The organism is Parasphingomonas puruogangriensis (assembly GCF_036663635.1).
GTDB lineage: Bacteria > Pseudomonadota > Alphaproteobacteria > Sphingomonadales > Sphingomonadaceae > Sphingomonas.
Map to the genome: position 1 here is coordinate 51,655 of NZ_JAXOJI010000006.1, position 13,198 is coordinate 64,852.

15 protein-coding genes and 2 pseudogenes are annotated in these 13,198 nt (G+C 63.0%); 11 read left to right on the forward strand and 6 right to left on the reverse strand.

The genetic code is table 11. The features are described from left to right. Positions 1-68 precede the first annotated feature (68 nt). From U1739_RS14590 to U1739_RS14600, 3 genes are all read left to right on the forward strand, one after another. Positions 69-1,052 carry a BPSL0067 family protein gene (locus U1739_RS14590; protein ID WP_332709300.1) on the forward strand — a complete coding sequence of 328 codons (984 nt, stop codon included), beginning with the start codon at positions 69-71 and terminating at the stop codon, positions 1,050-1,052. Continuing rightward, complete coding sequence (locus U1739_RS14595) at positions 1,049-1,636, forward strand: hypothetical protein (RefSeq protein WP_332709301.1); 588 nt, start codon at positions 1,049-1,051, stop codon at positions 1,634-1,636. The genes U1739_RS14590 and U1739_RS14595 overlap by 4 nt, the downstream gene beginning before the upstream one ends. 326 nt (positions 1,637-1,962) lie before the next feature. Beyond that, positions 1,963-2,475 carry a hypothetical protein gene (locus U1739_RS14600; RefSeq protein WP_332709302.1) on the forward strand — a complete coding sequence of 171 codons (513 nt, stop codon included), beginning with the start codon at positions 1,963-1,965 and terminating at the stop codon, positions 2,473-2,475. A gap of 154 nt (positions 2,476-2,629) precedes the next feature. Here U1739_RS14600 and U1739_RS14605 read toward each other — a convergent pair whose 3' ends face one another. Together U1739_RS14605 and U1739_RS14610 are read right to left on the reverse strand one after the other, a co-directional pair. Beyond that, entirely contained in the window at positions 2,630-2,977 is a 348-nt protein-coding gene (locus tag U1739_RS14605; RefSeq protein WP_332709303.1) for a hypothetical protein, read from the reverse strand. Further along, positions 2,974-3,768 (reverse strand): DUF6402 family protein, encoded by a 795-nt coding sequence (locus tag U1739_RS14610; RefSeq protein ID WP_332709304.1) that lies wholly within the window; start codon positions 3,766-3,768, stop codon positions 2,974-2,976. The genes U1739_RS14605 and U1739_RS14610 overlap by 4 nt, the downstream gene beginning before the upstream one ends. A 215-nt stretch (positions 3,769-3,983) precedes the next feature. On the opposite strand from U1739_RS14610, the pseudogene U1739_RS14615 reads away from it, so the two are divergent. Continuing rightward, positions 3,984-4,183 (forward strand): annotated as a pseudogene (locus U1739_RS14615) (response regulator); the annotation flags it as partial. A 78-nt stretch (positions 4,184-4,261) separates the two neighbouring features. On the opposite strand, the gene U1739_RS14620 reads toward U1739_RS14615, so the two are convergent. Then, positions 4,262-4,501: a hypothetical protein gene (locus U1739_RS14620; RefSeq protein ID WP_332709305.1), complete on the reverse strand. Its 240-nt coding sequence runs from the start codon at positions 4,499-4,501 to the stop codon at positions 4,262-4,264. 160 nt (positions 4,502-4,661) lie between these two features. Between U1739_RS14620 and U1739_RS14625 the strand changes: the two are divergent. Continuing rightward, positions 4,662-5,302, forward strand: a pseudogene (locus tag U1739_RS14625) (IS6 family transposase). Between the two features lie 231 nt (positions 5,303-5,533). Here U1739_RS14625 and U1739_RS14630 read toward each other — a convergent pair. The 3 genes from U1739_RS14630 to U1739_RS14640 all read right to left on the reverse strand — a co-directional run bounded on the left by U1739_RS14630 (position 5,534) and on the right by U1739_RS14640 (position 7,772). Then, a complete protein-coding gene (locus U1739_RS14630) occupies positions 5,534-5,668 on the reverse strand; it encodes an entericidin A/B family lipoprotein (RefSeq protein ID WP_332709307.1) in 135 nt (44 codons plus the stop codon). A 280-nt stretch (positions 5,669-5,948) separates the two neighbouring features. Beyond that, positions 5,949-7,490: a sensor histidine kinase gene (locus U1739_RS14635; protein WP_332709516.1), complete on the reverse strand. Its 1,542-nt coding sequence runs from the start codon at positions 7,488-7,490 to the stop codon at positions 5,949-5,951. Positions 7,491-7,574: 84 nt separating this feature from the next. Continuing rightward, positions 7,575-7,772 (reverse strand): NepR family anti-sigma factor, encoded by a 198-nt coding sequence (locus U1739_RS14640; protein ID WP_332709308.1) that lies wholly within the window; start codon positions 7,770-7,772, stop codon positions 7,575-7,577. A gap of 276 nt (positions 7,773-8,048) precedes the next feature. Here U1739_RS14640 and U1739_RS14645 point away from each other — a divergent pair, with 276 nt between their 5' ends. The 6 genes from U1739_RS14645 (at position 8,049) to U1739_RS14670 (ending at position 13,172) form a co-directional block, all read left to right on the forward strand. After that, positions 8,049-8,855, forward strand: coding sequence for a response regulator (locus U1739_RS14645; RefSeq protein ID WP_332709309.1), 807 nt, complete (start codon positions 8,049-8,051; stop codon positions 8,853-8,855). A 72-nt stretch (positions 8,856-8,927) separates the two neighbouring features. Further along, a complete protein-coding gene (locus tag U1739_RS14650; protein ID WP_332709310.1) occupies positions 8,928-9,068 on the forward strand; it encodes a hypothetical protein in 141 nt (46 codons plus the stop codon). Positions 9,069-9,153: 85 nt separating this feature from the next. Then, positions 9,154-9,804, forward strand: coding sequence for a sigma-70 family RNA polymerase sigma factor (locus U1739_RS14655; RefSeq protein WP_332709311.1), 651 nt, complete (start codon positions 9,154-9,156; stop codon positions 9,802-9,804). Positions 9,805-9,872: 68 nt separating this feature from the next. Beyond that, positions 9,873-10,049 (forward strand): hypothetical protein, encoded by a 177-nt coding sequence (locus tag U1739_RS14660; protein ID WP_332709312.1) that lies wholly within the window; start codon positions 9,873-9,875, stop codon positions 10,047-10,049. 8 nt (positions 10,050-10,057) lie between these two features. Next, complete coding sequence (glnE, locus tag U1739_RS14665; protein WP_332709313.1) at positions 10,058-12,718, forward strand: bifunctional [glutamate--ammonia ligase]-adenylyl-L-tyrosine phosphorylase/[glutamate--ammonia-ligase] adenylyltransferase; 2,661 nt, start codon at positions 10,058-10,060, stop codon at positions 12,716-12,718. Beyond that, positions 12,708-13,172, forward strand: a complete 465-nt coding sequence (locus U1739_RS14670) for a peroxiredoxin (RefSeq protein ID WP_332709314.1) — start codon at positions 12,708-12,710, stop codon at positions 13,170-13,172. Before glnE ends, U1739_RS14670 begins: the two co-directional genes overlap by 11 nt. Positions 13,173-13,198: the final 26 nt, after the last annotated feature.

Below are 13,198 nucleotides of genomic sequence, written 5' to 3' on the forward strand. Positions count from 1 at the left end.
GGTACTCTGGTCATGACGACTATTGCTGTCGTAGCTCGTCGATACGTTAAGCACTGGGAAACCTTGTTATGCCACAAACCATCTCGCGTGGGAAAAGCGGGCCAGTTGTCCGCGAACTGCAGCAAAACCTTCGCCGGCGTGGCGCGCACTTGAAACCTGACAGTCTGTTCGGCCCGGAAACTGAGAAAGCGGTGCGCAACTTTCAGACTGGTGCGCATCTGCCGCCGGACGGCGTCGTCGGGCCACGAACCTGGAATGCCTTGCACGGCGTGGCGCGGCCACCGCGCCAAGCGCCGGAGCGGCCGATTTATCGCGATTGGTCGTTCGAGCAGATGTTGCGAGATACCGGCGCGTGGATCGAGGAGCATAATCCGTTTGGCGGCAATGGCTCGTCGTTGCCTGCGCCCCGTCCCCGCCTCGCTGCGCCGCGCGCCCCACGTCCCGCAACGGGGGGCAGTGCTGCGCCGACGGTGGTGACGGGCACGGACGGCGGGCGTTTCCAGCGTATCGGCTTTGACGGCTATGACGGGCGCGCCTGGGTGATCAAGAATTTCACTGATCTCAAAGGCAAGCAGATCCGCGAATTCCGCAATGGGACGTTTGCAGTCAATCCGGTCGGCGCACCCCGTTTCGGGATCAGCGAGTGCGTTCATCTCGTGAAATATTTCGGTGTGCCTTATACGGGCACTTGGCGGCGGGGGCCGCAGGTCTGCCATTTCAAGCCCGGCGAACTGCCGGTCGGCACAGTGATCGCCACGCTTCGCGATAACGTCTACCATAGCGACTATTCCGGCCGCTCCCATGTCGGCATCTATCTCGGGCATGACGATTACGGCGCGTTCATAGCCAGCCGCAGCAAGACAGCCGGCGTGCGCATGAGTAACCAGTGGAACGGCCAGGTCGTGCAAGACAGCACAAAGGCCTATGCAGTCGAGGCTGATGCCTATGGTGGCGCATCCAGGAAAGCGTGGAACATTAACGGCACAATGGTGAAGAACCGATTGTCCTGGACCAAAGACGGTGAGGAGTATTTCGTGGTGATGACCAAATGAGCACGATCTCGTCGATCACGGCTCTGCTCGGCATCGTGATGCTCTCTGCTTGTGGTAATACTCAGCCGGGGGTGCACGCGACCGATGCCGACATGACATCGGCTAATCTGGCGCTTGCCAGCCCCGGTCCGGCCGCCGCGAACACGCCGATATCGTCCACATCGATGAGGGCTGCTAGTGGGGGCGTAGTGGGGCAATGTCCGCCAACCGTTGGATCAGATAGCGCCAAGCCGGCCGGTGTGCGGCGGTTGGGGAATATTGCCGCGACCGAGTTGCCGCTTACCGATGCGTCGATCGCCACGATTGTCCCGGAAGATTATGATCCCGCGATTGGCAATCTTAATGAGTCAGAGGCCGACGAGATCGACGGTGATCCGAATGTTTCCACGGCCAGCTTCAGCTACGCGCCGAGCCTCGAGGCGGTGTCGCTGGTGTGCCGTTATGGCAAGAGCGTGTTGCCGCTATCAGGCGAAGCAATGTTATTGATCCCGCTCAAGCCGCAATGGGCGCAATGCCGTTTCATCGCCGCGGCTAAGGGCGTGACGGCGTCAATGGTCTGCCACACGATGAAACCGATCGATTGACCGGGCGCCGGCTGCCATCGTTGATGGTATGCGCGCTTGGCACTGCCGCCGCAACCGCGCTTACCGCAGATGAGGCAACTCCGACAGTGCCAGTCGGCACAGGTGAGGGCGCTCGCGCCGAGCGGCTGTGCCATGATGCAGCACCACAGATGGGAAGTGATGCATGAGACATGCGACCGAAGTGCGGCTGGGTGGTTCTGTTGGCGACGGCGGGCTTAATTCCTGGAACGACGTAGCCTCTGTGCAGCAGTTGCTAAACGAACATCTGCCGCCCGGCGCCAAACTTCTTCAAATAACCTGCGCTTGCCGATCCGACACTGCCCGCGGTGTGCACCGTCCCGCCAGACGAAACCATCGGGAACAGTCCCGCCTCGCGGACTGCCGGACTTGGTATCCAGATCTTCGACCCGGATGATGAGAGGCCGGCGCGCGGCATCACCGTGGCGATGCAGTTTGCTGATGGCACGGAGAAACAGCTGGTTACCGACAGGAATGGCTTCGCCCTCGTTTCCGGCGACGTGCCGGCTAAGGCGCTCGGTGCGACGTTGCACGCCAAGACAGCGGCAGGCGGCACAACGGTCAGCTTTGCGCCCGCTCGAATCGGGATCATTCACATCGGCATAAACACGGGACAACTGGCGTTCTGGCCATTCGAAACGCTGCGCTTGCACATCGCCGGCGGCGCGCTGCTCCCGGACAGGCCAGGTAGGGGCGATACGAGCGGCGGCCATAGTCAACACTGCAGGGTAATCCACGGCGCGACGCCAGCAGATATATGCAGCACGATGCCGGCTGATATGACGCAAGACCCAAAGATGAGCGAATGGATGGTGGTGTAAACGCCGCAGCGGGCGTCGAAGTTGCGCTAGCCATCGCGACACACTGACGCCACCCGGGAACGTCTGCAATTGGGCCGCTAACTGCCAAAGGCGGGTCCTTGCCCACGCTACAGCATTAACCGTTCAGGACTGACAGGACCCAGCTGCCGGCGGCTCACTCTTCGACCGACCAACGGCGGCTGTGCCTCTCGTAGGTTGCGGCCGTCCCGATGCTCACTCCGTCGTGGTCCCACCGCAACTGGGCGTTGCCGACCAGTTCGAACGGTGCTGTGGGGCCGACGACGGTGCCGTCGGGCTCAACAAAGCGCGCAACGACGGGGATCTCGTAATCACGCACCTGCCAAGCGCGCCACCGTGCCGTGGTAAGCAGTTCAACGACGCCTTGTCCATCGGGTGCCGCATGTCGCGCATAGACGGTCGAGCCGCCGGAGAGATAGGGAATTGCGCCGAAAAGGATAGCAATGATAGCGATCGGCAAGACTGGGCGTACACGGTGCGTCATGCATCAAGCTCCACGGCGAACGGCCGCAAAAGCCGCCGCCGCCGGACGTCACTGAAGATAACATAGTCGCCGCCGCGGCCGTAATGCCTTCGCCATCCTTGGAAAGAGCCGTTGCTGACGGACCAATATGCCTGCGCCTGGTCTTCCTTCGCGGATTCTCGCACCCACTGTATCGACAGTGCTAGGATTGCGGCGCGGCGCAGGCCGTCCGGTCCCCAGCTTCCCAGCATCTGGTCACCGTTGAACTCGTAGGTGTCGCGCAGATAGGTCCCGATCTCATCGATGGTCAGCCGCACCCTCCCCCTAGAAATCGGAACGGCGTTTCCCGCCACCGCGATCTTGACCGTTCCGCGCCCGACCGCCGCGTAGAAATCGTCTGCGTCGCCTAGGAGCGAGGACTCGATGACCTGCAGGTTCAACTGGCAGGTCTGATCAATCGTTGCCGCGGCGACAGACAGGTCACCGAAGCGAAACGGTGCTGTACCGGCGTTGGCGCGGCGGCGCCACGCACGAACCTTGTCGGTCAGATTGCGCCGGGCCCGCCCCATCCTGGCAGGCAAGGCCCACGTAGCGATCAGCTGGTTCTCAGCATCAACGAAGCGGGCGAACTTGCGGCACCATGCGGTGGTGACGATGCGGCTTTCAATGTCGCGCGGCAGCGTCAACCCGGTCTTCTCATCATCCGACATGATCCGCGCGGCGCCGGCGAACCAGCGCTCCATCACCCGCGCTCCAATCTGCCAGCCCTCCCGCCGCATCGCGCGTGGAATGTCGATAAGCGTAAAGGCCACGCGACTCTCCCGCCGTCCGTTGCCGAATCATACCGATCGAACCGCAAGCCGCAATCTAATTGATCCGTCGAGGCCAAGTCAGTCCAGTAAACATTGAACGAAGATGCGAATGTCTGAAATGTGGTGTTAGGCAACCGTCCGCTTCCGGCTGCGCGATACTTTAGCTTGCGTTAGTAAAGCTTCGGCCTTCACCACTATCGCGAGCGCCGCGGCGACTGCCCGGCGGGCTTAACGGAAGGCAGGTGGCCGATGCTGCGCGTAGCGTCCGTCCGGGCCTAAACGTGCTGTTCATTACTGGCTACGCGAGAACGCCGCCCTCAGTCACGGGAACCTCGACCCTGGCATGCACGTGCTTACCAAGCCGTTTGGCATGGACGTACTGGCGACACGAATCTGGATCTTGATCGAAGGGTGAAGACCTAGCCTTCAACGCACTCCCCATCACGCCGGTTTGCCCGTTCGCATTTTAGATCATGGCCAATCGCCGGCCGTCCTAGCCGGCGGTTATGTCAAAACCGAATTCTGAAGCTGAACCGATAACCGGTTCTGGAAAGCGGGAACGGCGGCTCAAAACGTTCATTGACGGGTCGAGGTCATCGCGGCGCTTTCCTTCCCGGCCCGCCGAGAAGCTTCCAATTACCCTAGGTCGGCGAACGCCATCCACAAAAAATAAGAACGAATGGCCGAAGTTGGGAAGCTGGTAGCGCTGCTCTAATGTCCGGCTCTGGATCATGTCGATCCCCTCGTGTGGAGGGCTCAGCGGGGCTCTGTCAGAGCAAATGCACCGTTCATTAGGCGAGGCCGAGTACGGCCACCGGCATGCCCCGACCACGCAAACCCGCCAGCCCTTTCGCTACTTCAACTCATCACCCGAGGTGATCCGCCTCGTGGTGATGATGTACGTGCGCTTCCCTCTGTCGCTGCGCAACGTGGAGGACCTGCTGTTCGAGCGCGGCATCGACATCTGCCACGAGACGGTACGGATGTGGTGGAACAGGTTCGGTCCGATGTTCGCAGGCGACATCCGCCGGCAGCGTATCTCGCGAATGCGCGGCTTCCGTCACTGGCGCTGGCACCTGGACGAGATGTACGTGAAGTTGAATGGCGAGATGGTCTACCTCTGGCGGGCGGTTGATCACGAGGGCGAGATCTTGGAGAGCTATATCACCCCGACCCGTGACAAGGAGGCAGCGCTGCGCTTCATGAAGAAGGCGCTGAAGCGGCATGGTAGCCCTGAGGCGATCACAACCGACGGTCTGCGTACCTACCGTGCAGCGATGAAAGAGCTCGGCAATACCGAGAAGCAGGAGGTCGGACGCTGGGCTAACAACCGGGTGGAGAACAGCCACCTTCCGTTCCGACGGCGTGAGCGAGCAATGCTAAGATCCAGACGAATGAAGACGCTGCAGAAATTCGCCAGCGTCCATGCCAACGTCCACAACCACTTCAATCTTGAACGCCATCTCGTCGACCGCAGACCTACAAGGAACGCCGCTCAGCCGCCCTGGCTGAGTGGAGTATGGTCGCGAGCTAGACGATCGCACTCAAAGACCGACATGCATCGTGTGGAGAGCGGTTTGCGTTAGACTGACAGCACCGCCACTTCATCTTGCGACGATCAACAGCGCCCGCGCGCGGTGGCGCAATCTCGCGCTCCATCGAGATGGCACTCAACTCGCCCGTTCGATCATAGAGGCCCGGACACGAAAAAGGCCCCCTCCAGCGTGGAAAGGGCCTCTGGCGTATCCGGCGTGCCGGAGACAACTTACTTGGAACCGTCAGCCGTCTTGGCGACCGTGTCACCAGCCGAGGAGACGTCTTTGCCGGCGCCTTCGATGGTGTTGCAAGCGCTGACCAACAGTGCTGCGGCAACGACGGCCATTCCCATGATCTTGCGCATTCTAAATCTCCCAGATGAAAGGCGTATCTGCCTGACAGGCAAATGCGCGAACCCGAACTATCGTTCCGGCTGCGACGCGACCAATATCAGTTTAAGGTAATTGGGCCCGGAAGCGCCTCCGGGGGGGAGGGTGGCGCTTCCGGGCCCATGGTGTGGATAGCGAGAGCGGGGGGGCATAAAGTCGCTATCCGAAGAGTAAAACGGACATTGGCGAGATCGGTTCCCAGGAAAAACTGCCAAATCCATTTTATTGATCTTTATCTGACTGCACTGCGGAAAATCAGTCGCGACCGGTCACCGCAACCGAGATTTCGTAGGCGCCGATCAGCGGATCGTGATGCAATTTGGAGCGCAACTGGCGCGACAGACCTTCCATCACGCGCCCGTAGCGTGTCGTGACCACTTGGCGCAGTTCGTCGCTTTCGATCAACGCCGGCGAGCTGATCCGCACCACCGCACGGTCGGTGGTATCGCTGGCCTTCACCGAGATGCGGATCTGGGCCGCCGCATTACAGGTCATCGCCAGCTCGACGATCTCGGTCAGCAGAAAGGCGACCGCGACAGCGATATCCTGGTTGACCAGGAACGGTTCGACATCGAGCGTGATGCCCAGGCTGCCCGATCCTTCGGGCGCGGTGGCCCGAATATTGGACGCGAGTTCGCCGATTACCGAGCGAATGGACAAGCCGCGATGCTCCTCCATTTCCGCGAAATGATGGCGATGAACGACGGCGAGGGCGTCCACGCGGCGTTGGATGCCGGCATAAGCCGCCGTGGCTTCGACCGATTTCGCGCCGCGCGCATGGAAATTGATCAGGCTGGAAATGACCTGCAGATTGTTCTTCACCCGGTGGTGCACTTCGCGCGTCAGCTTGGTCTGACGCACCAATCCTTCGGCCAGGCCGGCTTCATGATCTGCCACAGTGCGGGTAATCGTGCGGAAGGTGTCGCCGAGTTCGCGGATCTCCTGCGCCGGCAGCGCGCGGACCTCGGCGGGATCGATCACTTCGCCCGGCACATAGGCGGCGACGGCACTGCGCAGCTGGCGCAAGGGGCGGATCAGCAGGCGATCGACAATGAACCAGCTAATCCCGGCGGCTGCGGCCCACATCAAGATCGGCAGCAGCATGGCGATCAGCAATGGGGAGGAGATTGGCAGGCTGCGCACCGTCATGCGCAGCGTCAGATCGCCGATGCCCAATGCGACGCGCTGGGTCTCACGCCGTTCCAGCGCCGCGCGCGGCGGCAGCGCCACCAGGGTCAGCGCATCTTCGGCCGAATCGAGCGCAGCTTCGAACTGCGGGCCGAAGCCGCTGGGCTGGCCGATCGTGGCCAGAAACCTATCCGGGAAAAATGCGCTGGCGCTAACCCGGTCGCTATCACCACGGATCGCCAGGACCAGCCCCTTGCCCGGCAGCAAGCGTACAGCAATCGGCGCAGCCATGGCCGCGCGGGTTGGCATGATCGCGGCCGGCAATGCGGCGCCACACAATACGCGACGCTGACGATCGACGATGGCGAAGCGCGTGCCGTTGGCAGCCTGCTGCGCGAACACGCCCTGGGCGCGTGCGCAACTTGGTGCGTCGCCGGGATCGGCTTCCAGTGCATTGAGGGCAACGCGCAGCGCGGTCATATCGCCGACCAACTCGATCGCCAGCCGGCGCCCGCTTTCGGCAGTCGCGACGCTGAGCCTGGCGCGGGCATCCTCGTCGGCGCTCTGCGTGCTTTTCAACGTGGCGAAGAATCCGATCACGGCCAGCGGCAGCAATGCGGCGCTGAGGATCAGGAATATTTTGGCGCCGGTCGGTATTTGTTTGAGCATCGCCAGGGGGCGGTTGGCGGACCGGAGCGGGACGGTGTGGCCGTCGTCGTCGGGATTGGTCACGATGTAGCGGTCACTTCATCTTCAGTCGAGCTTACCCAAAAGGTCCAGCATCTCCGCCGGAATATGTTCTTCGACCGTCTTCTGGTACACGGTGCGCAAGGCGGCGCCCATGTCACGATCCTTGTTCTGGACCTTTGCCGTCGCCGGCTTGGCAATCTGGCTTTTGCCGCCCTGGGTCTTGGTCGTCGCAGCGCCTGCCGAATTATCGCCCGAATGCAATGCCGTGTCCCTTGAAGCATCCGGCGCACGCCGGGCCTTTAAACAATCAACGCCAACACATGCAGGCGCATAAGCGTAACGACCGGAAACGCAACCACGCCGATATGCCTCGCACAAATTGCGTGGCGAGTGAATGAAACCAAATTGCGACCCGATTGTTCCACCTGCGATGCGAAAAAGTCCGGCATCTACCGGGCGTTTCGAAACGCATTGCATTGACGTCGGCCGGCTTTCACAAGGGCGGCGCTATTTTCATGTCAGGAGACCCCGACAGCCATGTCGCTTGGACAGCAGCTTGCCCCTCATCTTCCTTTCCTGCGCCGCTACGGCCGGGCCCTAACCGGCAGCCAGACGCATGGCGACCGTTACGTCCGTGCCACGCTGGAGGCGATCGTTGCCGCACCGGACGAATTTCCGCGCGACGTCGATCCCCGGCTCGGTTTGTATCGCATGTTCCAGGCAATCTGGACCTCGACCAATTATGACGAGACGCCGGAAAATGCCGGCGCCGGTGACGATGACGATCAGGAATCGATCGCGCGCGCCCGGCTGGCCCGGATGACGCCGCTGTCGCGCCAGGCGTTGCTGCTGACCGCGATGGAAGGCTTCACGCCTGAGGATACGGCGTATCTGATCGACGTCGATGCAGCCGAAGTCGACAGCCTGGTGGCCGAAGCGCTTGCCGAAATCGAGAAGCAGACCCGCGCCCGCGTGCTGATCATCGAAGACGAACCGATCATCGCCATGGATATCGAAACGATCGTTCGCGATCTCGGTCATGATGTCACCGGCGTCGCCGTGACGCGTGACGAAGCGGTTGCGCTGGCGATGGAGGATCGCCCCGGACTGGTGCTCGCCGACATCCAGCTCGCCGACGATTCGTCGGGCATCGACGCGGTCAAGGATATCCTGGCGGAGTTCAACGTGCCGGTGATCTTCATCACCGCATTCCCGGAGCGACTGTTGACTGGCGAGCGGCCTGAGCCAACGTTCCTGATTACCAAGCCGTTCCAGCGCTCGACCGTTAAGGCGGCGATCAGCCAGGCGCTGTTCTTCGACTCCGCGACGGTGCCGGAGCTCTAAAAAAGCGGGTCCGTATCGACAAAAGTTCCCAACGATACGGACCCAAAACGTTTTTCGCGGGTTTGGTAAGCCATGACTGATCCGAACGAAAAAATCCGTGTGTCCGGGGATGAAGCACGCGCTGGCGCTACGCCGCACATGACGCGTTACATCCTGGGCATCTCACTGGTGCTCGTCATCGTGATCTTTGCCTTCTTATTCTACGCGGGCTGACGCGCGAGCGATTGAGCGGGGACGCGCTGGCATCCGGCTGGCCGTATACCTATGTTGAAGTCCAGCGAGGCAAAAGCGGGTGGCAATGATCGATTCCGACACGAGTGATGACGAGACCGGCCAGGATGTGGTCGTGGAACACGTTGCGCTGTCCGATCCGGAGTTCAAGAAAGAGCTCGCGCAGGTCATTCCGCATCTGCGCGCTTTTGGTCGCTCCCTGTCTGGTAATCGCGACCTGGCCGATGACCTAGTGCAGGAAACGCTGATGAAGGCCTGGGCCGCGCGTTTGCGCTTCCAGGCCGGCACCAACATGCGCGCTTGGACCTTCATCATCCTGCGCAACCTGTATCTCAGCCAGATGCGCCGCGCGCGCTTCAAGGGCGAGTGGGACGATCTCGTCGCCGACAAGATCTTGGCTGCACCGGCCAGCCAGGATCGCCATGTCGAGCTTGGTGATATGCAGCGTGCACTGCTGCACCTGCCGCAGCCACAGCGCGAGGCGTTGATCCTCGTCGGCGCCGGCGGTTTTGCCTATGAAGAAGCAGCGGAGATTTGCGGTGTTGCAGTCGGCACGATCAAGAGCCGTGTCGCGCGCGGACGCGTCGCGCTGGAAACGATCCTCGGCGACGGCTCGCTGCCGTCACGGCGCACGCACAGCAATGAGCCGGGCATGACCGCGCTTGATACGATCATGGGCGAAGTGGAAAGTCTCAGTCGCGATCGCAGCGGAGATTAGATTTCGTCGAGCTGTGCCAGGAGGCGCAGAAAGTCGTCCGGCATGCCGCGTCCATTGTCATAAGCACGATGCAACGCGCCGCTCAATCGGTCGCACGGGCGCGGCGCAGCGACGAACGTGCCACCACAGCTTGCTTTGCGACGGTGGGTATCGAATACTTTGGACATATCGGCCTAACGATCATCAATCGCTTTTGTTTCTTGCCGATGCTTGACAAGGTCAAATGGTCGAGTGCTGTTGCATGACGGACACCATGGCTGACGCTCGCATCCTTTCTGCCGTCGCTCGGGCGCGAGCTCATGCGCCGTTCCTGCAGATGATCTTGGCGCGCGAGCCCGAGCTTGCTGGCATGCTGGACAGCGGCATCTTGCCCTCGCTTGATGCCGTGGCGATCGACGATCCCGCCATGCCCGTCGCGCGGCGGCTCCGGCTGGAGCGGCGGCGGTTGGCGCTGCTCGTGGCGATCGGCGACCTCAGCGGCGTGCTGGATCTGACCGCAGTCACCGGCGCGCTTAGCGCCTTTGCCGATCGCGCGCTCGACAGCGCGATCCGCGCCGCGATGCTCGAGCGCACGCCCGACGCCGAGCCGCGCGGTTTTGTCGCTATTGCGCTGGGTAAGCAGGGCAGCCACGAACTCAATTACTCGTCCGACATCGATCCCATCCTGTTGTTCGATCCGGCGACCTTGCCGTGCCGCGGCAAGGAAGAACCGCAACAAGCGGCGGTGCGCATCGCCAAGCGCGTTGTCGAACTGCTGCAGGCGCGCGATGGCGACGGTTATGTGGTGCGCGTCGATCTCCGCCTGAGGCCGTCGCCCGAGGCGACGCCGGCGGCGCTGCCAGTGGAAGCGGCGATCGGTTATTACGAATCGCAGGCGCTGCCTTGGGAGCGCGCCGCGTTCATCCGTGCGCGCGCCGCCGCCGGCGATGTCGCGCTCGGCGAGCGGTTCCTCGAGACGATCCGGCCGTTCGTGTGGCGTCGCGCGCTCGATTTCGGCGCGATCGGCGAGATCCGCGGGATTTCGCGCCGCATTCGCGATCATCATGCGCAGGGCCAGGCGTTCGGCCCGGGGTTCGATCTCAAGCGCGGCCGCGGCGGCATTCGCGAGGTCGAGTTTTTCGCGCAAATCCATCAGCTGATCCATGGTGGCCGCGAGCCTGTGCTGCGCGCCCCGGCGACGCGCGATGCGCTGGCCGCCTTGGCGGCAGGCGGGTGGGTCGCCCCCCAAGAGGCGCAGGCGTTATCCGACAGCTACGCCCTGCTACGCACGATAGAGCACCGCGTGCAGATGATCGACGACCGCCAGACGCATCACCTGCCGACCGGCGATGCGCTCGACCATGTCGCGCGGCTGCATGGCCTGGGGCAGGGGGCCGATCTGCTCGATCTGCTCCGCCCGCACGTCGCCAGCACGGCGCGGATCTACGACGCGATCGAGCCGGATGAAGGCGACGCATTGTCGCACGATCGCACGCGGCTGGCCGAACAGCTTGCTGCCGCCGGGTTTGCCGACACGGCCGGCGCCGTGCAGCGCGTCGAGCAATGGCGCGCCGGTAGCTATGCCGCGTTGCGCAGTCCCGCGGCGCTCGCCGCACTGGAGGCGGTGCTGCCCGGCCTGATCGATGCGCTTGGGACGGCCCCCGATCCCCATGCCGCGATCCTCCGGCTCGATGCGATGCTATCGCGCTTGCCAAGCGCAATCAATTTTCTGCGCCTGCTCGAAGCACGCCCGGCGCTGGCGCGGCTGCTCGGCGCGATCCTCAGCCACGCCGCGCCGCTCGCCGACGCGCTCGGGCAACGCGCCGCGCTGCTCGATGGGCTGATCGACGCCACGGCCTTGGACGCGGTCGGTTCGGTTGACGAACTGGCGGCGGAAATGGCCGATACGCGCGATTATCAGGCGCAGCTCGATCATGTCCGCAAGATCGTCGGCGAGAAGCGCTTCGCCTTGGGCGCGCAGATCGTCGCTGGCGCCGCGGATCCGCTCGATGTGTCCGCCGGCTATGCCCGCGTCGCCGAAGCGGCGATCCAGGTGCTCGCCGACGCCACCGTGCGGGACTTCGCCGCCAAGCACGGCCGCGTCCCGGATAGCGAACTGATCGTGCTGGCGCTTGGCCGGATGGGCGGTGCGGCGCTGACCCACGCTTCGGATCTCGATCTGATCTATCTGTTCACCGGTGATTTCGCCGCGGAATCGGACGGCGGCAAGCCGCTCGGCGCGGTGCTGTACTACAACCGCCTGGCGCAACGGCTGACCGCTGCGCTCTCCGTGGCCACCGCCGCGGGGCCGCTATACGAAGTCGATACGCGGTTGCGTCCCTCCGGTACGCAAGGGCCCTTAAGCGTCTCGCTCGACGGCTTCGAACGCTATCAACGCGAAAGCGCCTGGACCTGGGAGCATATGGCGCTGACCCGCGCCCGCGTGGTGTTTGGCGCGCGTGCCGCGACCGTCGCGGTGATCGATGCGGTGCTGGCCGGCGGCCGCCCGGCGCGCGACATCGTCGCCGATGCGATCAAGATGCGCGCGGAGATGGCGGCGCATAAGCCGCCCGCAGGACCGCTCGACGCCAAAATGTCGCCCGGCGGGCTGGTTGATCTCGAATTCGCTGTGCACGTCGCGCAACTCGTCCACCGCACCGGCTTCGATCCCAATCTCGGTCGCGCGATCGATGCGCTGATCGCCGCCGGCCTTGCGCCGCCGACGCTGCGCGCGGCGCACGATCTGCTCACCCGGCTGATCGTCACGCTGCGGCTCGTAGCGCCCGATGCGCAGATTCCAGAGCCGACCACGCAGGCGCTGATCGCCCGCGCGGTCGGCTTGCTCGATTGGCCCGAGACGCTTGCCGCGTTCACGCGTACGCGGCAGGAGGTGATGCAATTCTGGCGCGATATCGGGGGTGACAATGGCGATTGAACAAGGGGGCACGCTGCCCGAGGTTGCACTGACCGCGCCCGACGGCACGCCTTTCCAGTTGCGCGATTTCGTTGGCCGTCCGCTCGTCGTTTATTTTTATCCCAAGGACGATACGCCGGGATGCACGCGTGAAGCACAGGAATTCAGTGCAGCGCTTGCCGACTTCCAGGCGCTGCACTGCACGCTGCTCGGCATCTCGCAGGACAAGCCGGCCAAGCACCAGAAATTCATCGCCAAATACGACCTCGCCGTGCCGCTCGCCTCGGACGAAGACGGTTCCGTGCTTGCCGCGTTCGGCACCTGGATCGAAAAGCAGCTCTACGGCAAAACCTATATGGGGATCGACCGTTCGACCTTCCTGTTCGATGCCGCCGGAACGCTCGTGCGCAGTTGGCGCAAGGTCCGCGTGCCCGGTCACGTCGGCCAAGTGCTGGATGCCGTTCGCGCGCTTTGAAAAAAGCTCAATTGTCTCAAGCAATT

Excerpts from the sequence above, each read along its gene's own strand:
- U1739_RS14635 (WP_332709516.1), bottom strand. The coding sequence starts at position 7,490 with ATGCTCAAACAAATACCGACCGGCGCCAAAATATTCCTGATCCTCAGC.
- U1739_RS14590 (WP_332709300.1), top strand. The coding sequence starts at position 69 with ATGCCACAAACCATCTCGCGTGGGAAAAGCGGGCCAGTTGTCCGCGAA.
- U1739_RS14660 (WP_332709312.1), top strand. The coding sequence starts at position 9,873 with ATGCAACGCGCCGCTCAATCGGTCGCACGGGCGCGGCGCAGCGACGAA.
- U1739_RS14630 (WP_332709307.1), bottom strand. The coding sequence starts at position 5,668 with ATGCGCAAGATCATGGGAATGGCCGTCGTTGCCGCAGCACTGTTGGTC.
- U1739_RS14655 (WP_332709311.1), top strand. The coding sequence starts at position 9,154 with ATGATCGATTCCGACACGAGTGATGACGAGACCGGCCAGGATGTGGTC.
- U1739_RS14605 (WP_332709303.1), bottom strand. The coding sequence starts at position 2,977 with ATGACGCACCGTGTACGCCCAGTCTTGCCGATCGCTATCATTGCTATC.
- U1739_RS14620 (WP_332709305.1), bottom strand. The coding sequence starts at position 4,501 with ATGATCCAGAGCCGGACATTAGAGCAGCGCTACCAGCTTCCCAACTTC.
- U1739_RS14650 (WP_332709310.1), top strand. The coding sequence starts at position 8,928 with ATGACTGATCCGAACGAAAAAATCCGTGTGTCCGGGGATGAAGCACGC.
- U1739_RS14595 (WP_332709301.1), top strand. The coding sequence starts at position 1,049 with ATGAGCACGATCTCGTCGATCACGGCTCTGCTCGGCATCGTGATGCTC.
- glnE (WP_332709313.1), top strand. The coding sequence starts at position 10,058 with ATGGCTGACGCTCGCATCCTTTCTGCCGTCGCTCGGGCGCGAGCTCAT.
- U1739_RS14670 (WP_332709314.1), top strand. The coding sequence starts at position 12,708 with ATGGCGATTGAACAAGGGGGCACGCTGCCCGAGGTTGCACTGACCGCG.
- U1739_RS14645 (WP_332709309.1), top strand. The coding sequence starts at position 8,049 with ATGTCGCTTGGACAGCAGCTTGCCCCTCATCTTCCTTTCCTGCGCCGC.